The sequence below is a fragment of the Micromonospora sp. NPDC005194 genome, from assembly GCF_040608335.1.
Taxonomy (GTDB): Bacteria; Actinomycetota; Actinomycetes; order Mycobacteriales; family Micromonosporaceae; genus Micromonospora.
The window spans coordinates 1-24937 of sequence record NZ_JBEXIA010000001.1; the positions used below are offsets into that span (position 1 = coordinate 1).

The following is a 24937-nucleotide window of genomic DNA, read 5'->3' on the forward strand; positions in this document are numbered from 1 at the left end:
GGCCGTTGCGCCGCTCCCCGCCGCCCCGCCGCCCCCGCCCGCTCGCTCCTATCTCCCCGCCTGCCCCGCCAGATAGCGCCGATCGCCCCGCCGGCCGCGCCCGATCGGCGCCGCCGGCCGTGCCCGATCGCGCCGGTCGCGACGCCTGCCCCGCCGATCGCGCCGCCGGCCCCGCTGGCCGCGCCGATCGCCCCGCTGACCGGCGACTCAACGTCGGGCAGAACCCGCAAGCTGACCCACCCGACGAACCCGGCCCGAGTCAGGTTTTCCGGGGGAGCCCGCCCACGCAGGGATCAAGCCTGACCGCCCGGAGTGGGCGGGCTCCCCCGGAAAACCCACCCCGAGCGCGCGGGCTCTCCCGGAAACCCAAAGGCCGAGGACAGACGATCACACCCCCTTGGGGTGCCACACCGTCTTGGTCTCCAGCAGCGCAGTCATCCGGGTCACGCCCGGATCGGCGGACCAGTCCGCCTCGGCCGGTCGGAGCACCCGCTTGAGGTTCTCCGCGGCCTTGACCTCCAGCTCGGTGGCGAGCGACGCGTCGGTCACCCCGGTCAGGTCGATCGCGTTGACGTCCATGTGCGCCGCCAGCGCCGGCGCGGTCTCGGTGATCGCGCCGGTGAGGATGTTGACCACCCCGCCGGGCAGGTCGGAGGTCGCCAGCACCTCGGCCAGCGTCACCGCCGCCAGCGGCTCCGACGGCGAGGCCGCCACCACCACGGTGTTGCCGGTGACGATCGCCGGGGCGATCACGCTGACCAGGCCGAGCAGCGCCGGGCGCTCCGGGGCGACCACGGCGACCACGCCGGTCGGCTCCGGCGCGGAGATGTTGAAGTACGGGCCGGCGACCGGGTTGGCGCCGCCGTACACCTGGGCGAGCTTGTCGGCCCAGCCGGCGTACCAGACCCAGCGGTCCACCGCGGCGTCCACCTCGTCGCCGGGGATGCCCAGGGCGACGAACTGCTCGCGGCGGCCCTCCAGCATCTCGGCGGCCCGGTAGAGGATCTGACCCCGGTTGTACGCGGTCGCGCCGGCCCAGCCCTTGACGGCGGCGCGGGCGGCGACCACCGCGTCCCGGGCGTCCTTGCGGGAGGCCAGTGACACATTCGAGGACTGCACGAGATACGACCGTCCCGACTCGCTGCGCGGGAACTTCCCGCCGATGAAGAGCTTGTACGTCTTGCGTACCGCGACCCGCTCAGACATTCAGGTACCCCTCCAGCCCGTGCCGGCCGCCCTCGCGACCGTAGCCCGACTCCTTGTAACCGCCGAACGGCGAGGTGGGGTCGAACTTGTTGAACGTGTTGGCCCAGACGACGCCGGCGCGCAGCCGGTCGGCCATCCACAGGATGCGCGAGCCCTTGTCGGTCCAGATGCCCGCCGACAGCCCGTACGGAGTGTTGTTGGCCTTCTCGACGGCCTCGGCCGGCGTGCGGAAGGTGAGCACCGACAGCACTGGGCCGAAGATCTCCTCGCGGGCGATGCGGTGGGCCTGGGTGACGCCGGTGAAGATGGTGGGCGCGAACCAGAAGCCCCGGTCGGGCAGGTCACACGGCGGTGACCAGCGCTCGGCGCCCTCGGCGGAGCCGGCGTCGGACAGCTCGCGGATCCGCTCCAACTGGGCGGCGGAGTTGATCGCGCCGACGTCGGTGTTCTTGTCCAGCGGGTCGCCGACGCGGAGCTGAGCCATCCGCCGCTTCAGCGACTCCAGCACAAGGTCGGCCACGTTCTCCTGGACGAGCAGGCGGGAGCCGGCGCAGCAGACGTGCCCCTGGTTGAAGAAGATGCCGTTGACGATGCCCTCGACGGCCTGGTCGATCGGCGCGTCGTCGAAGACGATGTTGGCGGCCTTGCCGCCCAGCTCCAGGGTGAGCTTCTTGCGGGTGCCGGCGACGGACCGGGCGATGGCCCGGCCGACCTCGGTGGAGCCGGTGAAGGCGACCTTGTCCACGCCGGGGTGCTCGACCAGGGCGCGGCCGGTGTCGCCGGCGCCGGTGACGATGTTGACCACGCCGGCCGGCAGGTCGGCCTGCTGGCAGATCTCGGCGAACAGCAGCGCGGTCAGCGGGGTGGTCTCGGCGGGCTTCAGCACCACCGTGTTGCCCGCGGCGAGCGCCGGGGCGATCTTCCACGCGAGCATGAGCAGCGGGAAGTTCCACGGGATGACCTGCGCGGCCACGCCGATCGGCTGCGGGTCGGGCCCGAAGCCGGCATGGCCCAGCTTGTCGGCCCAGCCGGCGTAGTAGAAGAAGTGCGCGGCGACCAGCGGCAGGTCGACATCGCGGGATTCGCGGATCGGCTTGCCGTTGTCCAGCGACTCCAGGACGGCCAGCTCGCGGGAGCGTTCCTGGATGAGCCGCGCGATCCGGTACAGGTACTTCGCCCGGTCGCGGCCCGGCATCGGACCCCAGACCTTGTCGTACGCCTGACGGGCGGCGCGGACCGCGCGCTCCACGTCCTGGGCGCCGGCCTCGGCGATCTCGGCCAGCACCTCCTCGGAGGCGGGGTTGATCGACTTGAAGCTGCCGCCGTCGGTCGGGTCGACGAACTTACCGTCGATGAACAGCCCGTACGAGGGCTTGAGGTCCACCACCGAGCGGGACTCGGGGGCGGGGGCATATTCGAACATCGGCTATCAGTCCAGGGTGAAGTAGTCGGGACCGGAGTAGACCCCGGTCGTCAGCTTGGTGCGCTGCATGAGCAGGTCGTTGAGCAGGCTGGACGCGCCGAAGCGGAACCAGTCCGGGTCGAGCCAGTCCGCGCCGACGGTCTCGTTGACCATCACCAGGTACTTGATGGCGTCCTTGGTGGTCTTGATGCCACCGGCCGGCTTCACGCCGACCTGCCGCCCGGTCGCCGCGCGGAAGTCGCGAACCGCCTCCAGCATCACCAGCGTCACCGGCAGCGTCGCCGCGACGGGGACCTTGCCGGTGGAGGTCTTGATGAAGTCGCCGCCGGCCAGCATGGCCAGCCAGGAGGCCCGGCGCACGTTGTCGTAGGTGGCCAGCTCGCCGGTCTCCAGGATCACCTTGAGGTGGGCGTCCCCGGACGCCTCCTTGGTGGCGACGATCTCGTCGTAGACCTCCTTGTAGCGCCCGGCCAGGAACGCGCCCCGGTTGATCACCATGTCGATCTCGTCGGCGCCGGCCGCGACGGCGGCCCGGGTGTCGGCCAGCTTGATCTCCAGCGGCGCCTGACCCGACGGGAACGCGGTCGCCACGCTGGCCAGGTGCACGCCCGACCCGCGCAGCACCTCGGCCACGTACGGGACCATCGCGGGGTAGACGCAGACGGCGCCGACGTGCGGGCAGGACGGGTCGGCCGGGTCCGGGCGCAGCGCCTTCGCGGCCAGCGCGCGCACCTTGCCGGGGGTGTCCGCCCCCTCCAGGGTGGTCAGGTCGACCATCCGGATCGCCAGGTCGATCGCCTGGGCCTTGGCGGTGGTCTTGATGGATCGGGTGCCGAGCTGTGCCGCCCGCTGCTCCGCGCCGACCTGGTCCACGCCGGGCAGGCCGTGCAGGAAGGTCCGCAGAGCGGTCTCGGATCGTCCCAGCTCGGAGAGGTCCGACCGGGCCGACGTCGTTGTCGCCGTCATGCCGAGAAGTCTACGCACGGAACCGCTGAGTGATCTTGGTCACGGTGGGCCCGACGTGAGCGGCGTCGCCGGTACGACCGCACCCGCACCAGCACGCCGAACGGCCCGGTAGGTTGAGCGATCGTGGACGTACACGTCATTGACCACCCGCTGGCCCAGTCCAGGTTGACCGCCATGCGGGACGCGCGCACCGATTCCTCGACGTTCCGGGCGGCGCTGCACGAACTGACCACCATGCTGGTGTACGAGGCGGCGCGCACCTTCCCCGTCGAGCGGTACCCGGTGCAGACGCCGGTCACCGCCACCGAGGGCACCCGGCTGGCGAACCCGCCGCTGCTGGTGCCGGTGCTGCGGGCCGGCCTGGGCATGGCGGACGCCGCGCTCGGCCTGCTGCCCGAGTCCTCGATGGGCTTCGTCGGCCTGGCCCGCGACGAGGAGACCTACGAGCCGCGCGCCTACATGGAGTCCCTGCCGCGCGACCTGACCGGCCTGCCGGTGCTGGTGCTCGACCCGATGCTGGCCACCGGCGGCTCGCTGGAGCACTGCTGCCGGCTGCTGGCCGATCGGGGCTGCACCGACATCACCGTGCTCTGCGTGCTCGCCGCGCCGGTCGGCATCGAGCGGCTGGAGCGCTCCGGCCTGCCGTTGCGGCTGGTGACCGCCGCGATCGACGAGGGCCTCAACGACCGCATGTTCATCGTTCCCGGGCTCGGTGACGCCGGTGACCGCCAGTTCGGCGGCATGCCCCGGTTCTGATCTTCCACCCGGTCCGTGCCGGGTAACGGCGGGTCCGCGCGCGGTGGTGCGCGGACCCGCTACCGTCTCGGGCCATGACTGGTGTTGCGCTCGCCGAGGAGCTGCTGCTCCTCGCCTACGACGACTCGACCGGCAAGGCGACCATGCCGCGGATCAGCCTGGACCTGGGCATGGCGGCCGCGGTGCTGGTCGAGCTGGCACTGGCCGGCCGGATCGCGTACGCCGACGGGAACCTGACCGTCGTCGACCCGACGCCCACCGGCGAGCCGGTCACCGACGAGGTGCTCGGCCGGATCGCCGCCGACACCCCGCACACCCCGGCCTCGTGGGTGCAGCGCCTGCGGCACGGCCTGCGCGACCGCATCCTCGGTGACCTGTGCGCCCAGGGCGTCGTGCAGGACGTCGACGAGACCGAGTTGGGCTTCATCCACGTACACCGGTATCCGGTGGTGGACACCTCCGTCGAGGCGGACACCCGCCAGCGGCTGACCGAGGCGCTGACCGGCGCGGCGGCCCCGGACGAGCGGACCGCCGCGCTGGCCACCCTGGTCGTGGTGCTGCGGATGGAGTCCGCGCTGGGCATGAGCGGCGAGGACGTCGCCGACGCCCGCCGCCGGCTTCAGGAGATCGCCACCGGCGCCGGCTTCTCCGGTGACGTCAGCATCGACGACTCGGTGGTCCGCCCGTCGGTGGGCCTGGTCGTCGCCGCGTTGGGCATCGCCGTCGACCAGGCCCTCGGCCCGCGCCGCTGACCCGCGAGCGGAGGTTCCCCGAGGTGCGACCGGGCGTCGGCCTGGCCCTCCTGCTGCGTGTCCTTTGCTCTGCTTCACCGGAGGCAACAGTCCGGGCCGGTTTTCGTAGCGTGGGTTGAAGCAGAGCAAAGGAAACAGGCAGGGGGCGGGCGGCCGGGTGGTCGGCCCCGGCGTGGCCCGTCGGTCAGAGCCCCAGAGCTGTGGCGATCTCGCCGCGCACGGCGGCCACTGCCTGCGCCGCCCGGCGGCGGGCGGTGGGGACGTCACCGTCCACGACCGGCTCCACCACCTCGAGGTACGCCTTGAGCTTCGGCTCGGTGCCGGAGGGCCGGATCACCACCCGGGCCCGTGCGGTGCGAAGGATCACCACGTCCGCCTCGGGCAGCAGGTCCCGGACGCTGTCGACCGGCTGTCCCAGCAGCGTGGTCGGGGTGGCCGCCCGGATCCGGGCCATCGCGTCGGCGATCTCCCGCAGGTCGTCCACCCGTGCGGAGAGCTGGTCGGTGTGGTGCACGCCGAACTCGGCGGCCAGCTCGTCCAGCCGGTCGGTCAGCGTACGACCCTGCGCCTTGAGGCCGGCGGCCAACTCGGCCACGGTCAGCGCGGCGGTGATGCCGTCCTTGTCCCGGACGTGCTCCGGGGCGACGCAGTAGCCGAGGGCCTCCTCGTAGCCGAAGACCAGCGGCGCGCTCCCGCCGCCGGCCCGGACGATCCACTTGAACCCGGTGAGCGTCTCGTCGTAGGGCAGGCCCCGGGCCGCGCACATCGCCCGCAGCAGGGACGACGAGACGATGGTGGTGGCGTAGAGCCCGGTCACTCCGCGTCGCATCAGGTGGTCGGCGAGCAGCACGCCCACCTCGTCGCCGCGCAGCATCCGCCAGCCCTGCCCGTCTTCGCCTTCCCGGACGACCACCGCGCAGCGGTCCGCGTCCGGGTCGTTGGCGATGGCGAGGTCCGCGCCGGTGGCGTCGGCCAGCGCGATCAGCCGGTCCACCGCCCCCGGCTCCTCCGGGTTGGGGAACGACACGGTGGGGAACTCCGGGTCCGGCTCGGCCTGGTCGGGCACCACGCCGGGGATCGGGAAACCGGCCCGGACGAACGCCGCCGTGAGCACCGCCGCACCCACCCCGTGCAGCGGGGTGTACGCCACCGACAGGTCCCGCGGCCCGTCCGGGTCGATCACGGCGGTGGCCCGCTCGACGTACGCGGCGACGAGGTCGTCCCCGAGCACCTCGCCGGGCCGGCCCAGCGGCACCTGGGTCAGCGGACCGACCGCCCGGATCGCGGCCTCGATGCCGGCGTCGGCCGGCGGCACGATCTGCGCCCCGGCGCCCAGCTCACCGCCCAGCTCCGCACCGAGGTAGACCTTGTAGCCGTTGTCCTGTGGCGGGTTGTGGCTGGCCGTGACCATGACACCGGCGACCGCGCCGAGCTGGCGCACCGCGTACGCCAGCACCGGGGTGGGCAGCGGGCGGGGCAGCAGCAGCGCCGGTCGGCCGGCGCCGGTGGCCACCTGGGCGGTGCGCTCGGCGAACTGGCGGGAGCCGTGCCGGGCGTCGTACCCGATTACCAGGGGGCCGGTGCCGCCCTGGGCGGCGAGCCAGCCGACCAGCCCGGCGGCGGCCTGGGTGACCACGGCGAGGTTCATGCCGTTCGGGCCGGCGCGCAGCGGGCCGCGCAGGCCGGCGGTGCCGAAGGTCAGGGGACCGGCGAACCGGTCGGCCAGCTCCGGTGCGCTCGCCGGCAGCCGGTCGAGCACCGCCGTCAGCTCGTCCCGGCTGGCGGGGTCGGGGTCGTCGGCCAGCCAACGTCGGGCTTGCTCGCGAATGTCGTTGATGTCAGTGGTGTCCGCCGCCATGCCCCTTGATAGCACGGCGGCGGATCACCGCTGTCGGTTCCCTCGGCTCAGCCGTCGCCGGTGAGCTGGAACGTGCGCACCATCTCGTCGAAGATCGGCTTGCTCTCGGCGAACTTGGCGTCGTTCGCGGTGAGGTAGAACGAGTACGCCTTGCCGTCCTGCGCCACGCCGCGCCAGATGCCGTGCCGCATGGCGTCGCCCGTGCCGCAGGTGTACTCGAATTCGGCGGCCGGCTTGTCGGCCAGCTTGGTCTCCGTCGACGCGACCTGCGCGTACGGCTTCACGCAGGAGGTGCTCCGGGTCTTCAGGCCGTTCTCGGCCGTCTCGGCCCACCGGGTGGAGCTGCTGGACCACTTCTCGGTGATGATGCGCACCTTGCGGCCGCTGTCCTCCGGGTCGATGTAGTCGGTGTACGAGCCGCCGGTGGCCTTCTTCCAGCCCTTGGGCACCATGACCTGGATGCCGCGGGCCGTGTGCTCCTGCATCTCGACGCCCGAGGCTGCGGGCGCGGACGGGGTGGGCTGCGCCTGCGGGGCGCTCGGGGCGGGGTCGTCGCCGCTGGAGAGCGCCACGATGCTGATCAGCAGTACCACGGCCAGGCCGCCGGCCGCGGCGAGCTGCACCTTGCGCGGCCAGCCCTTCACTGTGGTGACGAGCTGGCCCCCGGTGGCGCGGACCTTGTCCAGGGCGCCGCCGCCGGAAGCGGTGGACGGCGTCGTCCAGGGCTGGCCGGTGCCCGGCACCGACCACTGGTTGCCGCCGCCGTAGGTGCTGCCGCCGATGCGCTGGGTGGCCTCGGGCGCGCCGTAGCCGACCGGCTGTGTCGCGTCGGGCCGGTTGCCGTAGGTGACCCGCTGGGTGGCATCGGGGTGGGCGCCGGCATCCACCCGCTGGGTGGCGTCCGCGCTGCCGCCATAGGTGCGCCCGGCGGCGGGACGGCCGGCGGTGGGCATCGCGCCGGTCGGCGTGTGCAGCGGACCGGCGAGCGCGTCGGCGCTGGTCTCGTCCAGCGCGGCGGCAGCGGTGGCGGCTGCGCTTGCCGGTTGCGGACGTTCGCCCCGGCGCAGCGCGGCCAGTCGGTTGGTCAGCGACTCGCCCGGGGCCAGCATGGCCCGGCCGCCGATCTGGTCCTCCGGCTTCGGCTCCGGCTGGGCCGGCTGGTGGACGGGGGCCGGGCGCTGCTGCACGGGCACCACGGCGTACGGGTCGGTGACCGAGTGCACGGCGGTGGCGGTGCTGCCCAGCGGGCCGGCGAGCAGTTCGCGGAGCATGGCCCGGGAGGTGTGCACGTCCAGTCGGCGGGCCGGGTCCTTCTCCAGCAGACCCATCAGCACCCGGGTCAGGGCGCCGCTGCGCTGCGGCGGGGCCGGCGGGTCCTCGACGACGGCGTGCATGGTCTCGATCGGGTCGCCCTTGTCGAACGGCGGACGCCCCTCGACGGCCGTGTAGAGCGTCACACCCAGCGAGAAGAGGTCGCTCGGCGGGCCGAACTCCTGGCCCATGGCCCGCTCGGGCGAGATGAAGTGCGGTGAGCCGAGCACCATGCCGGGGGTGGTGAGCTGCACGTCGGTGGGCATCCGGGCGACACCGAAGTCGGTCAGCACGCAGCGCCCGTCGGAGCAGATCAGCACGTTGGCCGGCTTGACGTCGCGGTGCAGCACGCCGATGGCGTGCGCGACCTCCAGCGCGCCGAGCAGCGCGATGCCGATCTTGGCGACCGCGCGGGGCGCGACCGGACCGTCCTCGATGACCATGTCGGCGAGGCTGCGGGCGTCCAGCAGCTCCATGACGATCCAGGGCCGACCGGCCTCGGTGACCACGTCGTACACCTGCACCACGGCGGGGTGCTGGATGGCGGCGGCGGCGCGGGCCTCGCGCAGCGTCCGCTCGTACATGGCGTCGCGGTCGCTGGGCGCCAGGCCCGGGGGAAGGACGACCTCCTTCACCGCCACGTCGCGGCGCAGCAGGGTGTCTGTGGCACGCCACACCGTGCCCATGCCGCCGTTGCCCACCGCGGACCGCAGCGAGTACCGGCCACCGATGGTGGTGCCGGGCGCTGCTCGTCCGCTGGCGGGACTTACCTGTCCGCCGCTCCACGTCGGGATCTGAGTCACAGAAAAGCCACCGGGGGAAATCGAGGGGGGCTGGGACACAACCCCCCTATCTTGCTGGTTCCGACGCCCGATGCGAAAGCCGACGCGGCGGACGTTTACCGAAGTCCACAGATCGTGCCCAACCGTTCACCTCCCGTCGAGGTGTCGGGACGCACTGTGCGGTATCCCTCACCCGACCATGAGCCGGCGCGTCCTACCATCCGGGGATGAGCGAACGGCGGTCAAGCGAGTCCGGTTTCCCGATCAAGGGCGTCTACACGGCGGCCGACCTTCCGGAGGACCTGGACTCCCGGCTGGGCGGCCCGGGCGAGTTCCCGTACACCCGAGGGGTCTACCCCACGATGTACACCTCCCGCCCGTGGACCATGCGCCAGTACGCCGGCTTCGGCACCGCCACCGAGTCCAACGCTCGTTACCACCAGTTGTTGCGGGCCGGCACCATGGGTCTCTCGGTCGCCTTCGACCTGCCGACCCAGATGGGGTACGACTCCGACGACCCGATCGCGCACGGCGAGGTCGGCAAGGTCGGGGTGGCCATCGACTCCATCGAGGACATGCGGCTGCTCTTCGCCGACATCCCACTGGACAAGGTGTCCACCTCGATGACGATCAACGCTCCCGGCTCGGTGCTGCTGCTGCTCTACCAAATCGTCGCCGAGGAGAACGGGGTGCCGGGCTCGGCGCTCAACGGCACCATTCAGAACGACATCCTCAAGGAGTACATCGCCCGCGGGACGTACATCTTCCCGCCGAAGCCGTCGCTGCGCCTGGTGGCCGACACCTTCGCGTACTGCCGCAAGGAGGTGCCGAAGTGGAACACGATCTCCATCTCCGGCTACCACATGGCCGAGGCCGGCGCGACGCCCGCGCAGGAGATCGCGTTCACGCTGGCCAACGGCATGGAGTACGTCCGGGCCGCGCTGGCCGCCGGGCTCGCGGTGGACGACTTCGCGCCCCGGCTGTCGTTCTTCTTCGTGGCCCGTACGACGCTGCTGGAGGAGGTGGCGAAGTTCCGCGCCGCCCGGCGGATCTGGGCCCGGCTGATGCGTGACGACTTCGGCGCCAAGGATCCGAAGTCGATGATGCTGCGCTTCCACACCCAGACCGCCGGTGTGCAGCTCACCGCCCAGCAGCCGGAGGTGAACCTGGTCCGCGTCGCGGTGCAGGGCCTGGCCGCGGTGCTCGGCGGCACCCAGTCGCTGCACACCAACAGCTTCGACGAGGCGATCGCGCTGCCCACCGAGAAGGCCGCCCGGCTCGCGCTGCGCACCCAGCAGGTGCTGGCGTACGAGACGGACCTGACCGCCACCGTCGACCCGTTCGCCGGCTCGTACGTGGTGGAGGCGATGACCGCCGAGCTCGAGGCCGCCGCCGTGGAGCTGATGGAGCGGGTGGCCGACCACGGCTCGGCCGTCGACGCGATCGAGGCCGGGTTCCAGAAGCGGGAGATCGAGCAGTCCGCGTACCGGATCGCCCAGGAGATCGACTCCAGCGAGCGGGTGGTGGTGGGGCTCAACCGGTTCACGATCGACGAGGAGGAGCCGTACGAGCCGCTGCGGGTCGACCCGACGATCGAGGCCGCGCAGGCCGAGAAGTTGGCCCGGCTGCGCGCCGAGCGGGACGCCGACGCGGTGACGCGTGCCCTCGCCGAGCTGCGGGCCGCCGCCGAGGGCTCGGACAACGTGCTGTACCCGATGAAGGAGGCGCTGCGGGCCCGGGCCACGGTGGGCGAGGTCTGCGGGACGCTGCGCGAGGTGTGGGGGCTGTACCGGCCCACCGACCGGTTCTGACCGACCGGTTCTGACCGGAACGCCCCCGGGTGTGTCCGCCCGGCTTTGGGGGTACGCCGACGGCATGCGTGCCGCAACGCACACGGTGTGCGGTCGGGATGGGCGGACGTATGTGAGCGTCCTTGTCCGGCCCGTTGCGGAGCGTGGTCGTCTTATTGTCGGAGTGTCAGTTCATCACCCCGACTAATGCGACAATTCGCAGAGCGGGTCCAGGGGCCGTAGCGCGATTCGTGGCCGCCCGGTCTGGTTACGCGTTGTAGGAGGTGAGGGGGCAGATGACGGCGTTCGAACGCGATCTACCTGCGATCCCGCACCTTGACGTGCGCCCTCAGCAGGGCATACGTGACGCTACGCGGTCCGATCATCACCGTAACGAGGTTGCGCAGCGTCACCGCCGGAGGTCTAGGCTGTCTGCTGTCCCCGATGATCCATCCATCTCTAGTGATCGAGAATTCGACGTGACGAGTGCGTTGACGCTGCCCACGGGCGGCCAGCTGGCGTCGTCCTGGCCGGAGACTCCGCCCGGGTCCCAGCCCCTGCCCCGCGACCTGGACCATCTCCTCGCCCTTCGGGTACCGGGGCTCATCGCCACGCGCCGTCACCTCCACTCGCACCCCGAGTTGTCCGGCACGGAGTTCGAGACGGCGGCCCTCATCGCCCGGGAGCTCTCCCTGGCCGGCCTGCACCCTCGGCTGCTGCCCAAGGGCAACGGCGTGATCTGCGACGTCAACGGCCGTCCCGACGGCCCGATCATCGCGCTGCGCGCCGACATCGACGCCCTGCCACTCGACGACCCCAAGGACGTGCCGTACCGCTCCACCGTCGAGGGCGTCTGCCACGCCTGCGGCCACGACGTGCACACCTCGATCCTGCTCGGCGTCGGCATGCTGCTGGCCCAGCTCGCCGATCTCGGCGAGCTGGACGGCCGGGTCCGGCTCATCTTCCAGCCGGCCGAGGAGATCCTGCCCTGCGGTTCGCTGGAGGTCATCGAGGCCGGCGGCCTGGACGACGTCGTGCAGATCTTCGCGCTGCACTGCGACCCGAACCTGCCGGTGGGCCAGGTCGGCCTGCGGGTCGGCCCGATCACGGCGGCCGCCGACAACGTCACCGTCCGGCTCTCCGGGCCGGGTGGGCACACCGCGCGCCCGCACCTGACCGTCGACCTGGTCGACGCCCTCGGCCGGCTGATCACCGAGGTGCCGGCCCTGGTCAGCCGCCGGGTGCCGGCCAACAGCGGGCTGCTGCTGGTGTTCGGCCACGCCTCGGCCGGCACCCGTTACAACGTCATCCCCTCCGAGGCGTCCGCCTCGGGCACGCTGCGCGTCATGGACCGCGACACCTGGGAGCAGGCTCCCAAGATCGTGGCTCAGGTGGTGCGGGACGTGATCGCCCCGACCGGCGCCACCGTCGACCTGGAGTACCTGCGCGGCCGGCCGCCGGTGAGCAACGACTCCCGGGCGATCCAGGTGCTGACCGCCGCCACCGGCGCCGCGCTCGGGCCGGAGGGGATCGCCGAGACACCCCAGAGCATGGGCGGCGAGGACTTCTCCTGGTATCTGGAGTACGTCCCCGGCGCTCTCGCCCGCCTCGGTGTGGGCCGTACCGGGCCCAACGTCGACCTGCACCGCGCGTCCTTCGACGTGGACGAGCGGGCCATCCCGGCCGGCGTACGCGTCATGGTGCAGACCGCGCTGCGGGCACTGGCGGCGGCGCGCTGACTCCAGCGACGAGCGCTGGCGTCTTCCGTCGCCGGCTCAGCACCAGCAGCAGGACCGCCAGCGGTACGCCGAACGCCACCAGCCACGGCAGCAGCGCGCCCAGGACGGTGAGCAGGATCGTCATCGAGGAGACGAACGCCTCCCAGCCCCCCTTGAGCCCGACCAGGAAGCCGGTCTCGGCCTTCTCCTCGCTGGTCTTCGCCGCCGGCCCGGCCAGTGACACCGTGATCGTGGACAACGCGGTCAGGTCGGCCAGCCGCCGCTTCTTGGCCTCCAGCGAGGCCAGGTCCGCCTCCCGGCGACCCAACTCGTTCTCCAACGACACCAGGTCGGCGATCGAGTTGGCGCGGGCGAGCAGCCGCCGTGCGCTGTCCACGCGCGCCCGCTGAGTGATGATCCGGGCCTCCAGGTCGACGGTCTCCTCGGTGACGTCCTGGGTGTTGATCTCCCGGCTCTGCTGCCGGCCGAGCTTCGCGACCTCCTCCACGACCCCGGCGAACTTCGCCGCCGGAACTCGCAGCTGCAACTCCGCCACGGCGTCGGCCTCGGCGCTGCGCCGCTGGTCGCCGCCGATGAAACCACCGGCCCGGGTGACCACGGCGCTGACCTCACGGGCAGCGTCGTCCACATTGGCGACCTGCACCCGCATCGATCCGGTGTAGATGATCGCCCGCTGGTCGACCCGCAGGTCCGGAGCACCGGCGCCGGCGCCGGCCGCCCCCGCCGCGTCCGCGCCGCTGTCCTTGTCGGCCGCCCCGCCCGCCGCGGCGGGCGCCTCGGCCGCCGAACCCGCCGAGTCCGCCGAGCCGCTGTCGCCGGCGCCGCATCCCGCCAGGGCCAGCGCCGCCGCAAGTGTGACCGCCGCCAGTAGTGCGCCGCGGCGTCGTCCTTCTCGTCCGTCCATCCCCGCTCCCATCGTCGTCAGCTTCAGTGGCGATAGCTCGGACGCGACGCGCCCGCCGGCTGGTTCCGGCAGACTGCGCTGAGGACATCACGATTCGACAGCCGAGGAGTCACGATGCGGCTCACCAAGTACGCCCACTCCTGCCTCCGGGTGGAACACGACGGGGGAGTGCTCGTCGTCGACCCCGGGGTGTTCAGCGACCCCGCGACGGCGTTGGACGGTGTGGACGCGGTGCTGATCACCCACCAACACCCCGACCACCTCGACCTCGCCGCGCTGCGCCTGCAACTGGACCGGCAGCCGTTCGCGATCCACGGCCCCGCCTCGCTCGCCGAGGCCCTGGGCGACGCGGCCGAGGCGTTGCGCCCGGTCAGCCCCGGTGAGTCGTTCACCGCCGCCGGGGTCGCCATCCGCGCGTACGGCGGGCGGCACGCCGTGATCCACCCCGACATCCCGGTGGTGGACAACCTCGGCTACCTGATCAATGACGTGGTCTACCACCCCGGAGACTCCCTGGTGGTGCCCGACGAGACGCCCGTCGACACGCTGTTCGCGCCGATCCACGCCCCCTGGTCGAAGTTCTCCGAGGTGGTCGACTTCATCCGCGCGGTCGCGCCGCGGCGCGCGTACGCGCTGCACGACGCGTTGCTCAACGACAACGGGCTGGCCGTGCTCGACCGGCAGTACGCCGCGCTGTCCGGCACCGACTACCAGCGCCTGGAGCCCGGTAGCCGGGTGGACGTCTGACCGATGCCGGGCCCCTCCGCGGAGCTGGTGCAGCAGCTCTACCGCACTCCACCGGACCGGTTCGTGGCCGCCCGGGACGCCGCGGTGGCCGAGGCTCGCCGGGCCGGCGACCCGACCACCGCCCGGGAGCTGGCCCGGCTGCGTCGCCCCACGGTCGCCGCCTGGCTGGTGAACCTGCTCGCCATCCGACGCCCCGAGCTGGTCGCCGACCTGGTCCACCTCGCCGACGCCCTGCGAGCCGCCCAGCGGGAGCTGCGCGGGCCCCGACTGCGGGAGCTGTCCGCCCAACGCCGGGCGGTGGTCGGGGCCCTGGTCGCCGAGGTCCGCAAGCTCGCCGCGGCGGAGCCGGAGGCCCCTCCGGCCGGCCGACTCCCACTGGCCGAGGTGGAGGCGACCCTGAACGCGGCGCTCTCCGACGCCGAGGTCGCCGAGCAGGTCCGGACCGGGCGCCTGCTCCGCTCGGCCAGCTACGCCGGCTTCGGTGAGGTGCCCCGACCGCAGCTGCGGCTGGTCACCGGCGACGAGGAGGAGCCGGAGGCCCAGCGCCCTGCCCGCCGGCCGGGCGCCCAGCGCGAGGGTCGCGAGCCGGCCCCCGACCGGGCCGGGGAGCGGGCCGCGCAGGCCGAGCGTGCGGCGCAGCGGGCGGCTCGGGCCGAGCGAGCCCGACGCCGCCGGGCACTGGACCGCGAGTTGGACCGCGCCCGGGCCGACCAGCAGCGGGCCGAGGACGAGTTGACCGAGGCGACCGGGCAGGAGCGCGACGGCGCCGCCGTACTCGACGGGATCGAGACCGAGCTGGCCGAGCTGGAGCGACGGCGGGCGGTCGCCGAGCAGGACCTCAGCCGGGCCAAGCTGGTCCGGCGGGCGGCCGAGCGGGCGGTGACGGTGGCCCGGCGGCGCTCGGGCGAGGTCGAGGCCGCCGTCGAGGCACTGGCGGCCGAAGAGGGGGATGCGGACGCGGGCGGTGGCGCGGCAGACTGACCATCGATGGACGACGACGAGCGGGCGGGCCGTCCGGGGCCGGCCGTCCCCGACCGGAGCGCCGCCGCCGTGCCGCGACCCCCGCAGGCGGCGCCTCGATGACGCCGGAGCAGATCGCCGCCGCCAGCAAACCCGTCATCCTCGATCTCGGTGACGGGTTCAGCAGGTGCCCGAGCACGCTGCGCCGGGCCCGGCAGCTCGGCATCTCCGGCTGGGCCTTCTACATCACCGGTCGGGCCGGCGCACTCGGTGACGTACGGGCGGAGACGGCCGCCGCGGCCATCGGCTTCGTCGCACCGGACGCCGTCGCCGACGGCTGGGACGCCGCCGCGCGGGTCCTGAGGCCGGCCGAGGTGGCCGCCGCGAGTTTCGTCGAGTGCTGCCGGTGGGGGACGCAGCAGCTGGCGGTGCTGCCGGAGGCCGAGCGCCTGGCCGGCCTCGTCGAGCGGGCGGTGGCCGCGGCGGACGCCAGCGGCATGCCGCTCTTCGCCGCGTGGCGGGCCATGCCGCTGCCGGATCTCTCCCCGGGCGCCCGCAGCGCCGCCGGGCTGCGACTGCTGCGGGAACACTTCACCGGCGCCTACCTGCTGGCGGTGCGCGCCGCCGGCATGACCCCGCTGGAGGCGGTGCTGGCCGGGCCGGAGGGGGAGGCCGGCGCGGTGGCGTGCGGTTGGCCGCCGCCGTACCCGCCGGTCGGGCCGTTGGTGCGTCGGCGGCTCTGGGCGGAGGCGGTGACCAACCGGCTGGCCGCACCGGCGTTCGCGGCGCTCGGCCCCGCCGACGGCGCCGAGCTGGTGGAGCTGCTGCACCGCACCCGCGCCGGCCTCGCCGGCTGAGCGTCCCGGGGCGAAAATGGGCGGCGTCGTCGGCCGGCAGCTGCCAGGATCTTCTGCCGTGACTCTTCCCGCTGGCTGGACCACACGCCGCCCCACCCTCGACGACGTGCCGGCGATCCTCGCGGTGGTGCACGCGGCCGACACCTTCGCCATCGGCCACCCCGACTTCGACGCCGAGGACGTCGAGCAGTCGCTGACGGCCCCCCACTTCGACCCGACCCGGGACTCCTGGCTGGCGCTCGACCCGGACGGCACCGTGGTCGCCTGGGCGACGGTGGAAAACCCGACCGGGGTCGGCCGGGAGTTCGTGGAGGTCTACGTCGACCCGGAGCGGGCCGCCACCCTCCGCGCGCCACTGCTGGCCCGGCAGCTCGACCGGGTCGCCGAGCGCGCCGCCGAGCGGCGACTGCCGGCGCTCACCGTCCGGTGCGCGGTGTTCGCCCCGGAACGCGACTGGGCCCGGGATCTGCGCGCCGCCGGGTTCACCGTGGCCAAGCGGTACGTCCGGATGCGCCGCCCGCTGGCCGACCTGCCGACCGAGCCGTCGCCGCCCGGGGTCACGGTGCGGCCGGTCCGCCCAGACGACGAGGCCGAGCTGCGGGAGTTCCACCGGATCCACGACGTCGCGTTCGGCGACACCCCGGATCACGAGCCGCTGTCGTACGAGCGGTGGCGGGCCCGGATCGGTGACGTGACCGCCTGGGACGAGTGGTTCGTCGCCGAGGTCGACGGGGTGCTCGCCGGCGCGTTGCAGTCCTCCGACCAGGCGCTCGACCAGCAGCAGGGCTGGGTGAAGAGTTTGTCGGTGCTGCCCGCGTACCGTCGGCGGGGTGTGGGTGCGGCGCTGTTGCGCCGCGCGTTCGCCCGCTACGCCCAGAAGGGGCGGGAGTCGGCCGGTCTGGGGGTGGACCTCACCAACCCGACCACCCCGCTGTCGCTGTACGAGTCGGTGGGCCTGCGGGAAACCCTGTGGACCGACATGTACGAACGGGTCGTCCCCGCCGCCGGTGTGTGATTGACGACGCCGGCCGGGCCCGACGGGCACTCGGGTCGGCGACGGTTGCAGACTGGGGGCGTGGGATACGCGCTACGGGGACGCGGTGGCGGTGGGACGGGACCGCAGCTCGGTGACGTAGTCGTCCGGCGCACCCGCCTTCTCGGCGGCGTTCGCGATCTCGGACAGGTACCAGGAGGTCGGCAATCCGCCCTCGTACCCGTCGAACACGTAGACCCACGCGGTCACGTCGCCGTCGAGGGTCGAGATCCGCACGTGCAGCTTGCGGTACGTGCCGGCGGTCACCCCCTCGATCTCGTCGAGCTGGGCGGCGTCGTACGGGTGGATGTCGTAGATCGCCACGAACACCCGGTCGCCGGGGGACTCGACGACGGTGCTCACCGCGCCCTCCCAGCCGATCACGTCCGCTCCGGCGAAGGTCAGCCGCCACCCCTCCAGCCAGCCGGTGCCCACCATGGGCGAGTGCGGGCAGTAGGCCCGCATCCGGGCCGGGTCGAGGTTTGAGCCGTAGGCGGCGTGATGACGCACGGCGATGACGATAGCCCGGCGGGCCGGTGGGGGAGAATACGACCGTGCGTGTCGGACGCGTTCGGGAAAAGAAAGTCACTGTGAGCATCAACGAAGGGCGAACGCTGTGAGCCGGATCGTGATCATCGGCGGTGGGCCGGCCGGGTACGAGGCGGCGTTGGTCGCCGCCCAACTGGACGCCGATGTCACCGTGGTCGAGGCCGACGGCGCGGGCGGGGCCTGCGTGCTCTCCGACTGCGTACCGTCGAAGACGTTCATCGCCAGCTCTCAGGTGGTCACCGGTTACCGGGACACCGAGGAGTTCGGGGTGCACTCGGACGGCCTGGAGGCGGTCACCGTCGACGCGCAGGCCGTACACGACCGGGTCAAGCGTCTGGCGCTGGCGCAGTCCGCCGACATCCACGCCAAGCTGCTCAAGGCCGGGGTCACCTTCGTGGCCGGCACCGCCCGACTGGGCGAGGATGCCCTCGGGCACACCCACCGGGTCGTCGTCACCCCCGCCGACGGCGGCGAGGAGTACTCGATCGCCGCGTCCACCGTGCTGGTGGCCACCGGCTCGACACCCCGCCAGTTGCCCACCGCCGTGCCCGACGGCGAGCGCATCCTGACCTGGCGTCAGGTGTACGACCTGCCGGAGCTGCCCGAGCACCTGATCGTGGTCGGCTCCGGCGTGACCGGCGCCGAGTTCGCCAGCGCGTACCTGGCGATGGGGGTCGAGGTCACCCTGGTCTCCAGCCGGGACCGGGTGATGCCGCACGAGGACGCCGACGCGGCGTCGGCCATCGAGCGGGTGTTCCGCAACCGGGGCATGAACATCCTCAACAACTCCCGCGCCGACGCGGTCCGGCGTACCGCCGACGGGGTGGAGGTGGAGCTGTCCGACGGTCGCAAGGTCACCGGCTCGCACGCGCTGATCGCGGTCGGCTCGATCCCCAACACCGCGAACCTGGGCCTGGCCGAGTACGGCGTGGAGCTGGGCCGGGGCGGCTACGTCACGGTCGACCGGGTCTCCCGGACGAACGTGCCCGGCATCTACGCGGCGGGTGACTGCACCGGCGTGCTGCTGCTGGCGAGCGTGGCCGCCATGCAGGGCCGGATCGCGATGTGGCACGCCCTCGGCGAGGCCGTCCGTCCGCTGCGGTTGCGGACCGTCGCGGCGAACGTCTTCACCGACCCGGAGCTGGCCACCGTGGGCGTCTCTCAGGACGAGGTGGACGCGGGCAAGGTGCCGGCCCGGCAGGTGATGCTGCCGCTGTCCGGCAACGCGCGGGCCAAGATGGACGACCTCTCCGACGGCTTCGTGAAGCTGTTCTGCCGGCCGGCGAGCGGCCAGGTGGTGGGCGGCGTGGTGGTCGCCCCGAAGGCCAGCGAGCTGATCCTGCCGATCACCATGGCCGTGGAGAACAACCTGACGGTCAACGAGTTGGCGCAGACGATCACCATCTACCCGAGCCTGTCCGGCTCGATCACCGAGGCAGCCCGCCAGCTCATGCTCCACGAGCTGGAGTGATTCGCCGGGTCTGGATCACGGCGACGGTGCCGAGGACGGCGACCTCGGTGACGATGAGCAGGCGTTCGGCCAGGCCGACCAGCACGCGGTCACCGGGGTAGGCGGACCAGACCATCGCCGCCGCCAGGGTCAGGCTGAGCAGGGTCAGGGCGCGCAGCGTCCGGGCGGCGGCGTCCAGGTCGGGCCGGCGGGCCAGCAGCCAGCCGCCGACCGGCAGCGCCAGGAAGGCGACCACCGACGCGTACCGGTGGAGGTAGGCGGCGGTGGTCATGGCGGTGCCCGGCTCGTTCGTCGGCACCACGGCGGCCAGCAGCAGCCCCGCCACCCAGGCGCCGAGTAGCAGCTCGACCGCTCGACCGGGCGGCGGGCCGGTGCGGCGCAGCCCGTACATCACTGCCACGGTGGCGAGCGCCAGCACGACCATGGCGACGTCGATGACGCCGCCCCGGTCGGAGACCGCGAAGTCGCTGATGGTCAACGCCCACGGGTTGAGGTCGTCGTTGACTTCGAGGTGACCGATGACGGTGAGCAGCGCCGCCACGGCGATCCCGCTGAGGGCCACCACACCGGTGTTCCGGGTTCCAGGCATGCCTCAGCCTGTCGCCGCGAACACCCCAGCCAGATCCGGGACCGTCACTGACTTGGCCCCCAAACCCCACCCCTAGAGGCCCCCGCGGCCTGTCCAAGATCTACCCGCCGAGCGTCTCGCGCTACCACTGCGGGCCGGCCTCGGTGGATCGGACCTAGGCGACGTTCAGTTGGATATTCCCGATCCGGGCGACGACGTCGAGGTGGCCGCCCAGGCCAGTGACGTATGCACGAAGGGTGTCCAGGCTGGTGTGCTCGCCGTTCTCGATCTGGCTGATCCTGGCCTGGGTCAACCCTGCGGCCTCGGCCAGTTGAGCCTGGGTCATCCCCAGGTGCTTGCGGATCTCCGCCAGTTGCGCGCCGCTCACCAGTGCCAACATATGTTCACGGTGCTGAGCCCGGCGGGCGACCCGGTCCGGATGTTCCCAGGACGGATCAAGTTCTCGAGCCCTGGCCCGGACGTCCCGCCAGTCCACTCCGTCGGTCATCTCTGTGTGTCCTTCAGCCTCGAGAGGTGCTCCTGGAATCGGTCATCCGCCAACGGGACCGCCGCCTTGTACCAACTCTGCCACTGGCCTGACTTGTCGCCAGCGACCAGGAAGACTGCTTCCCGAATCGGATCAAAAGCGAAGATCATGCGGATCTCGGTGGAACCGGCCGAGCCTGGTCTCAACTCCTTCATGTGGTGGAAGATGCTGCCTTTGAGGCGGTCGACCAGGGGGCGTCCAAGAGCGGGGCCGTGTTCGGCGAGGAGGTCGATGGCCTCGCTGACGAGGTCGGCGCTGGCAGGTTCCGTCTCGCAGAGGTGGAGAAACCACTTCTCGACCTCGGGATGAAGTTTGACCTCCCACATGGCGTCAATATAAGTCCAGCTTATACTCGACCAGTCTCGCGACACTCAGTCGAGCGGGACTTCGGCGGCGGTGCGGGCGTGGCGGGCGCTGACCAGGGTCATCGCCCATCCGGCTGCGGCGAAGCCGGCCGCCGCGGCGGTGGCGATGATGGCCAGCCGCCAGGCCGACTCGGTCAGCGCGGTGCCGCCCAGGTGCCCGACCAGCGCCCCGTAGGTGGCCCAGCCCAGCGCGGCGATCGCCTCGTAGAGCGCGAACAGCCGGTACGGATACCGGCTGCGGCCGGCCGAGAAGCAAGCCGCCATGCGCCCACCGGGCACGAACCGGCAGAGCAGGATGACCAGCGGGCCGGGTTGGCGTAATCCCTGCGTGACCCGGCTCGCCATCCGGCGGGCCCGGCTGGGTTCGGCGTGCCGGGGCACCCGCCGGTCCGGTGCGCCACGGCCGAGCAGGTAGCAGGCGAGGTCTCCGGCGAACACGCCCAGCGCGCCGACGGCGATGGTGACCGGCAGGCTGAGGCCGCCGTACACGGTCAGCGCGCCGCTGGTGATCATGACGATCTGGGTGGGGATCACCGGCACGAAGGCGTCCGCGATCAGCAGGCCGAGCAGCACCAGGTACGCCCACGTCGGCGACGCGACGTCAGTCAGTAGTTCGGGCACGCCTGCCACCTCGCCGGATGCGGCCGATTGGGTGTCTCGAGCCTGACGGCGTGTCCGGCGTCACCGTGGACAGCCCCGTCCCGTCGTGACCGTCGACACCACGGGGCCACCCCGTTCCAACGAGGCGAACCGCCCTCGGGTGACGGCTCGGCGGCTGTCCCACGGCGGCCCGAGGCGGTCGGCGGATCGGCGTCCCTCGGCGTACCGTGGGCGGCGCGGCCCAGCACGTCGGGTCCCCCGTTCCTGACGATTCGGGTCGCCCAGGGCCGCCGGCGGGTCCCGCGCCGGCGGCCCGTCCCCTCTCCCACCGCCGCAAATCCGGGTGCGTCCTCGACCGCCCGAGCGATAGCGTCGCCATATGCGCAGCGCGGTAGTGATGACGACGACGCCGGGTGTCCCCGGCGTGCCGCTCTGACGTAACCACCGTCGACCAGGCCCCGGGGCGATCCGCCCCCGAGGGCCGCGCGGCGTTCGGTGTCCAGGTCGCCTCCGGGTCGTCCCCGATCCAGGAGCCCGACATGATCGACCACCGCAAGCTCGGCCGTGAGCTGGAGCTGTTCGTCTCCGATCCGCTGGCCGGCGCCGGCCTGCCCATCTGGCTGCCGGCCGGCGCCGCCGCCCGGCACGCCGTCGAGGAGTACGTCCGGGACCTGGAGCGTCGCTCCGGCCACCAGCACGTCTACTCGCCGCCGCTGGGCAAGCGCGAACTCTTCGAACTCTCCGGCCACCTGGGCTACTTCGCCGACGACATGTTCCCGCCGATGCGGCTGAGCGCCGACGACGAGTTCGTGCTCCGCCCGGCGCTCTGCCCGCACCACGCGCTGGTGTTCCGCTCCCGGGGCCGCTCCTACCGGGAGTTGCCGCTGCGGATCGCGGAGCTGGGCGGGATGTACCGCTCGGAGCGCTCCGGCGTGCTCGGCGGGCTGTCCCGGGTACGTGCCATCTCGCTCAACGACGCGCACACCTTCTGCGCCCCGGACCAGGTCGGCGCGGAGGTCGTCGAGATCCTCCGGCTGATGCGCGCCGCGCACGCCGCGCTCGGCGTCCGCCCGGCGGGGTTCCGGCTGTCGCTGCGCGGGCCGGGCGGGAAGTACGTCGGCGACGACGCCCAGTGGGCCCGCGCCCAGGACCTGCTCCGCGGCGCGTTGGCCGGGGTGGAGTACGTCGAGGCCCCCGGGGAGGCCGCCTTCTACGGCCCGAAGATCGACATTCAGATCGTCGACGCGGCCGGCCGCGAGTCGACCATCTCCACCATCCAGGTGGACTTCGACAAACCGGAGAAGTTCGACCTGTCGTACACCGATTCCGACGGCAGCAGGCGTCGGCCGGTCCTGCTGCACCGCAGCCTGGTCGGCAGCATGGAGCGGCTGTTCGCGTACCTCATCGAGGTGCACGAGGGCGCGTTCCCGGCCTGGTACGCGCCCGTCCAGTTGGTGTTGCTGCCGGTGGACGACGGGCAGGCCGACGCGGCGGCGGAACTGGCCCGGCGGGCCGTCGAGGCCGGCCTGCGGGTCGAGGTCGACACCGCCGGCTCGCTGGGCGCCCGGGTACGGGACGCGACCCGCCGCCGCGTCCCGTACCTCGGGGTGCTGGGTGCCCGGGAGGCGGCCGACGGCGCGCTCGCACTGCGCCTGCGCGACGGCCGCGCCCTGGCCCCGATGCCCGCCGCCGCCGTGCTCGCCCTGATCGGCCGGCAGGTCGCCGCCCGCGCCGCCGACCTGCTCCCGGCGGACTGAGCCGCCCACCGGGCTGAGGTGGACCGTCGATCGTGTGGCGCGCACGGCGGTCCGCCCTCAGACCGACGCCGGCTGGGCCCCGGCGGGCGCGGCTGGTTCCTCGTCGACCGCGGCGCCGGTGAACTGCGAGCGGTAGAGCCGGTGGTACGCGCCGTGGGCGGCGAGCAACTGCTCGTGGGTGCCCTGCTCGACGATGCGGCCGTTCTCCATCATCAGGATCAGGTCGGCGTCGCGGATGGTGGAGAGCCGGTGCGCGATGACGAAGCTGGTCCGGTCCGAGCGCAGCGCCGCCATCGCCCGCTGGAGCAGCACCTCGGTGCGGGTGTCCACCGAGCTGGTCGCCTCGTCCAGGATCAGCAGGGACGGCTCGGCGAGGAACGCCCGGGCGATGGTGATGAGCTGCTTCTCGCCGGCGCTGACATTGCTGCCCTCCTCGTCGATGACCGTGTCGTAGCCGTCCGGAAGGCTGCGCACGAACCGGTCCACGAAGGTGGCCCGGGCCGCGGCGATGATCTCCTCCTCGGTCGCGTCCGGCCGGCCGTACGCGATGTTGTCGCGGATGGTGCCGCCGAAGAGCCAGGTGTCCTGCAGCACCATGCCGATCCGTCCGCGCAGGTCGTCGCGGCGCATCGTGGTGATGTCCACCCCGTCGAGGGTGATCCGGCCGGCGTCCAGCTCGTAGAACCGCATGATCAGGTTGACCAGGGTGGTCTTGCCGGCGCCGGTCGGGCCGACGATGGCCACCGTGTGCCCGGGCTCGGCGACCAGCGACAGGTCGTCGATCAGCGGCTTGTCCGGCGTGTACCGGAAGGAGACGTGCTCGAACTCGACCCGGCCGTGCGGGTCGACGACCTGGGTCGGCTGGGCCGGGTCGGGGCTCTGCTCGTCGGCGTCGAGCACCGCGAAGACCCGCTCGGCCGACGCCACCCCGGACTGGAGCAGGTTCGCCATCGAGGCGAGCTGGGTCAGCGGTTGGGTGAACTGGCGGGAGTACTGGATGAACGCCTGCACGTCGCCCAGGCTCATCGTCCCGGAGGCCACCCGCAGTCCGCCGACCACGGCGATGGCCACGTAGCTCAGGTTCCCGATGAACATCATCGACGGCATGATGATCCCGGAGATGAACTGGGCGCCGAAGCTGGCCCGGAACAGCTCCTCGTTCTTCGCGTGGAACGCGGCCTCCACCTCGCGCTGCCGGCCGAAGACCTTCACCAGCTCGTGACCGGTGTACGCCTCCTCGATCTGGCCGTTCAGCTCGCCGGTGTGCTTCCACTGGGCGATGAACTGCTTCTGCGAGCGCTTGGCGATGCGCTGGGTGACCAGCACCGACAGCGGGACGGCGACCAGAGCCACCAGGGCCAGCAGCGGGGAGATCCAGAACATCACGGCCAGCACGCCGATGACGGTCAGCAGCGAGGTGAGCAGCTGGCTCAAGGTCTGCTGGAGGCTCGTCGAGATGTTGTCGATGTCGTTGGTGACCCGGCTGAGCAGCTCACCGCGGGGCTGCCGGTCGAAGTAGGGCAGCGGCAGCCGGTTGAGCTTCTCCTCCACCTCGGCGCGCAGCCGCAGCACGGTGCGCTGCACCACCCCGTTGAGCAGCCAGCCCTGCCACCACGACAGCACGCTCGCCGCCAAATAGAGCCCGAGCGCCAACAGCAGCACCCGGCCCAGGGCGCCGAAGTCGATGCCCACTCCGGGCACCACGTCCATCCGGGCCAGCATGTCGGCGAAGCTCTCGTTGCCGCTGGCCCGCGCCGCCGCGACGGCCTGTTCGGTGGTCGTGCCCGGGGCCAGTCGCCGACCGATCACCCCACTGAAGATCAGGTCGGTGGCGTGGCCGAGGATCTTCGGGCCGGCCACGCTGAACCCGACGCTCACCACGGCGAGGGTGATGATCGCGGTCAGGTGCAGGCGGTGCGGGCGCAGCCGACCGAGCAGCCGTCGGGCCGACGGCCCGAAGTTCATCGACTTCTCGGCGGGCATCCCCGCGCTCATC

22 protein-coding genes are annotated in these 24937 nt (G+C 72.5%); 10 read left to right on the top strand and 12 right to left on the bottom strand.

Translation table 11 applies throughout. The features are described 5' to 3' along the window. Positions 1-387: 387 nt before the first annotated feature. Genes ABZU53_RS00005 through deoC form a run of 3 tightly spaced genes read right to left on the bottom strand, consistent with a single transcriptional unit; the run spans position 388 to position 3595 of the window. The gene (locus ABZU53_RS00005; RefSeq protein WP_354853953.1) at positions 388-1206 is read right to left on the bottom strand and encodes an aldehyde dehydrogenase family protein; all 819 of its coding nucleotides are present in this window, start codon (positions 1204-1206) and stop codon (positions 388-390) included. Further along, positions 1199-2629, bottom strand: coding sequence for an aldehyde dehydrogenase family protein (locus ABZU53_RS00010; protein WP_354853956.1), 1431 nt, complete (start codon positions 2627-2629; stop codon positions 1199-1201). The genes ABZU53_RS00005 and ABZU53_RS00010 overlap by 8 nt, the downstream gene beginning before the upstream one ends. Positions 2630-2635: 6 nt before the next feature. After that, a complete protein-coding gene (gene deoC, locus ABZU53_RS00015; protein WP_354853959.1) occupies positions 2636-3595 on the bottom strand; it encodes a deoxyribose-phosphate aldolase in 960 nt (319 codons plus the stop codon). Positions 3596-3718: 123 nt separating this feature from the next. On the opposite strand from deoC, the gene upp reads away from it, so the two are divergent. After that, positions 3719-4351: a uracil phosphoribosyltransferase gene (upp, locus tag ABZU53_RS00020; protein ID WP_354853962.1), complete on the top strand. Its 633-nt coding sequence runs from the start codon at positions 3719-3721 to the stop codon at positions 4349-4351. 74 nt (positions 4352-4425) lie between these two features. Continuing rightward, positions 4426-5103, top strand: coding sequence for a GPP34 family phosphoprotein (locus tag ABZU53_RS00025; RefSeq protein WP_354853964.1), 678 nt, complete (start codon positions 4426-4428; stop codon positions 5101-5103). A 184-nt stretch (positions 5104-5287) separates the two neighbouring features. Here ABZU53_RS00025 and ABZU53_RS00030 read toward each other — a convergent pair whose 3' ends face one another. Both ABZU53_RS00030 and ABZU53_RS00035 read right to left on the bottom strand, forming a co-directional pair. Further along, complete coding sequence (locus ABZU53_RS00030) at positions 5288-6961, bottom strand: phospho-sugar mutase (protein WP_355062888.1); 1674 nt, start codon at positions 6959-6961, stop codon at positions 5288-5290. 47 nt (positions 6962-7008) lie between these two features. Further along, positions 7009-9075, bottom strand: coding sequence for a serine/threonine-protein kinase (locus ABZU53_RS00035; RefSeq protein ID WP_354853969.1), 2067 nt, complete (start codon positions 9073-9075; stop codon positions 7009-7011). Positions 9076-9281: 206 nt separating this feature from the next. Between ABZU53_RS00035 and ABZU53_RS00040 the strand changes: the two genes are divergently transcribed. Both ABZU53_RS00040 and ABZU53_RS00045 read left to right on the top strand, forming a co-directional pair. Next, positions 9282-10865 carry a methylmalonyl-CoA mutase family protein gene (locus ABZU53_RS00040; RefSeq protein ID WP_354853972.1) on the top strand — a complete coding sequence of 528 codons (1584 nt, stop codon included), beginning with the start codon at positions 9282-9284 and terminating at the stop codon, positions 10863-10865. Positions 10866-11323: 458 nt separating this feature from the next. Then, positions 11324-12583, top strand: coding sequence for an amidohydrolase (locus tag ABZU53_RS00045; protein WP_354853975.1), 1260 nt, complete (start codon positions 11324-11326; stop codon positions 12581-12583). On the opposite strand, the gene ABZU53_RS00050 is transcribed toward ABZU53_RS00045, so the two are convergent. Next, positions 12540-13508, bottom strand: coding sequence for a DUF4349 domain-containing protein (locus tag ABZU53_RS00050; protein WP_355063205.1), 969 nt, complete (start codon positions 13506-13508; stop codon positions 12540-12542). The two genes, ABZU53_RS00045 and ABZU53_RS00050, sit on opposite strands and share 44 nt — an antisense overlap. A gap of 93 nt (positions 13509-13601) precedes the next feature. Between ABZU53_RS00050 and ABZU53_RS00055 the strand changes: the two genes are divergently transcribed. From ABZU53_RS00055 to ABZU53_RS00070, 4 genes are all read left to right on the top strand, one after another. Beyond that, positions 13602-14234: an MBL fold metallo-hydrolase gene (locus tag ABZU53_RS00055; protein WP_355062890.1), complete on the top strand. Its 633-nt coding sequence runs from the start codon at positions 13602-13604 to the stop codon at positions 14232-14234. A 3-nt stretch (positions 14235-14237) separates the two neighbouring features. Next, a complete protein-coding gene (locus tag ABZU53_RS00060; protein WP_354853981.1) occupies positions 14238-15215 on the top strand; it encodes a hypothetical protein in 978 nt (325 codons plus the stop codon). A gap of 98 nt (positions 15216-15313) precedes the next feature. Next, the gene (locus ABZU53_RS00065) at positions 15314-16051 is read left to right on the top strand and encodes a hypothetical protein (protein WP_355062892.1); all 738 of its coding nucleotides are present in this window, start codon (positions 15314-15316) and stop codon (positions 16049-16051) included. 58 nt (positions 16052-16109) lie between these two features. Next, positions 16110-17066, top strand: coding sequence for a GNAT family N-acetyltransferase (locus tag ABZU53_RS00070; RefSeq protein ID WP_355062894.1), 957 nt, complete (start codon positions 16110-16112; stop codon positions 17064-17066). Positions 17067-17138: 72 nt separating this feature from the next. Here the strand turns inward: ABZU53_RS00070 and ABZU53_RS00075 are convergent, their stop codons facing one another. Beyond that, positions 17139-17594 (bottom strand): gamma-glutamylcyclotransferase, encoded by a 456-nt coding sequence (locus ABZU53_RS00075; protein ID WP_354853990.1) that lies wholly within the window; start codon positions 17592-17594, stop codon positions 17139-17141. A 106-nt stretch (positions 17595-17700) separates the two neighbouring features. On the opposite strand from ABZU53_RS00075, the gene ABZU53_RS00080 reads away from it, so the two are divergent. Then, positions 17701-19104: an NAD(P)H-quinone dehydrogenase gene (locus ABZU53_RS00080; protein WP_354853992.1), complete on the top strand. Its 1404-nt coding sequence runs from the start codon at positions 17701-17703 to the stop codon at positions 19102-19104. Here ABZU53_RS00080 and ABZU53_RS00085 read toward each other — a convergent pair. The 4 genes from ABZU53_RS00085 to ABZU53_RS00100 all read right to left on the bottom strand — a co-directional run bounded on the left by ABZU53_RS00085 (position 19082) and on the right by ABZU53_RS00100 (position 21205). Further along, on the bottom strand, positions 19082-19693 hold the full coding sequence (locus ABZU53_RS00085; RefSeq protein ID WP_355062896.1) for a DUF998 domain-containing protein: 612 nt from the start codon (positions 19691-19693) through the stop codon (positions 19082-19084). The genes ABZU53_RS00080 and ABZU53_RS00085 overlap by 23 nt on opposite strands. Before the next feature lie 154 nt (positions 19694-19847). Further along, on the bottom strand, positions 19848-20180 hold the full coding sequence (locus tag ABZU53_RS00090; RefSeq protein ID WP_354853998.1) for a helix-turn-helix transcriptional regulator: 333 nt from the start codon (positions 20178-20180) through the stop codon (positions 19848-19850). Beyond that, entirely contained in the window at positions 20177-20545 is a 369-nt protein-coding gene (locus ABZU53_RS00095) for a type II toxin-antitoxin system RelE/ParE family toxin (RefSeq protein WP_354854000.1), read from the bottom strand. Before ABZU53_RS00095 ends, ABZU53_RS00090 begins: the two co-directional genes overlap by 4 nt. A 45-nt stretch (positions 20546-20590) precedes the next feature. Then, the gene (locus ABZU53_RS00100; protein WP_355062897.1) at positions 20591-21205 is read right to left on the bottom strand and encodes a DedA family protein; all 615 of its coding nucleotides are present in this window, start codon (positions 21203-21205) and stop codon (positions 20591-20593) included. Positions 21206-21723: 518 nt separating this feature from the next. Here ABZU53_RS00100 and thrS point away from each other — a divergent pair. Continuing rightward, a complete protein-coding gene (thrS, locus tag ABZU53_RS00105; RefSeq protein ID WP_355062899.1) occupies positions 21724-22941 on the top strand; it encodes a threonine--tRNA ligase in 1218 nt (405 codons plus the stop codon). A 57-nt stretch (positions 22942-22998) separates the two neighbouring features. Here the strand turns inward: thrS and ABZU53_RS00110 are convergent, their stop codons facing one another. Continuing rightward, positions 22999-24924: an ABC transporter ATP-binding protein gene (locus ABZU53_RS00110; protein ID WP_355063207.1), complete on the bottom strand. Its 1926-nt coding sequence runs from the start codon at positions 24922-24924 to the stop codon at positions 22999-23001. Positions 24925-24937: the final 13 nt, after the last annotated feature.

Excerpts from the sequence above, each read along its gene's own strand:
- ABZU53_RS00005 (WP_354853953.1), bottom strand. The coding sequence starts at position 1,206 with ATGTCTGAGCGGGTCGCGGTACGCAAGACGTACAAGCTCTTCATCGGC.
- ABZU53_RS00010 (WP_354853956.1), bottom strand. The coding sequence starts at position 2,629 with ATGTTCGAATATGCCCCCGCCCCCGAGTCCCGCTCGGTGGTGGACCTC.
- deoC (WP_354853959.1), bottom strand. The coding sequence starts at position 3,595 with ATGACGGCGACAACGACGTCGGCCCGGTCGGACCTCTCCGAGCTGGGA.
- ABZU53_RS00025 (WP_354853964.1), top strand. The coding sequence starts at position 4,426 with ATGACTGGTGTTGCGCTCGCCGAGGAGCTGCTGCTCCTCGCCTACGAC.
- ABZU53_RS00030 (WP_355062888.1), bottom strand. The coding sequence starts at position 6,961 with ATGGCGGCGGACACCACTGACATCAACGACATTCGCGAGCAAGCCCGA.
- ABZU53_RS00040 (WP_354853972.1), top strand. The coding sequence starts at position 9,282 with ATGAGCGAACGGCGGTCAAGCGAGTCCGGTTTCCCGATCAAGGGCGTC.
- ABZU53_RS00055 (WP_355062890.1), top strand. The coding sequence starts at position 13,602 with ATGCGGCTCACCAAGTACGCCCACTCCTGCCTCCGGGTGGAACACGAC.
- ABZU53_RS00060 (WP_354853981.1), top strand. The coding sequence starts at position 14,238 with ATGCCGGGCCCCTCCGCGGAGCTGGTGCAGCAGCTCTACCGCACTCCA.
- ABZU53_RS00065 (WP_355062892.1), top strand. The coding sequence starts at position 15,314 with ATGACGCCGGAGCAGATCGCCGCCGCCAGCAAACCCGTCATCCTCGAT.
- ABZU53_RS00085 (WP_355062896.1), bottom strand. The coding sequence starts at position 19,693 with ATGCCTGGAACCCGGAACACCGGTGTGGTGGCCCTCAGCGGGATCGCC.
- ABZU53_RS00090 (WP_354853998.1), bottom strand. The coding sequence starts at position 20,180 with ATGACCGACGGAGTGGACTGGCGGGACGTCCGGGCCAGGGCTCGAGAA.
- ABZU53_RS00095 (WP_354854000.1), bottom strand. The coding sequence starts at position 20,545 with ATGTGGGAGGTCAAACTTCATCCCGAGGTCGAGAAGTGGTTTCTCCAC.
- thrS (WP_355062899.1), top strand. The coding sequence starts at position 21,724 with ATGATCGACCACCGCAAGCTCGGCCGTGAGCTGGAGCTGTTCGTCTCC.
- ABZU53_RS00110 (WP_355063207.1), bottom strand. The coding sequence starts at position 24,924 with ATGCCCGCCGAGAAGTCGATGAACTTCGGGCCGTCGGCCCGACGGCTG.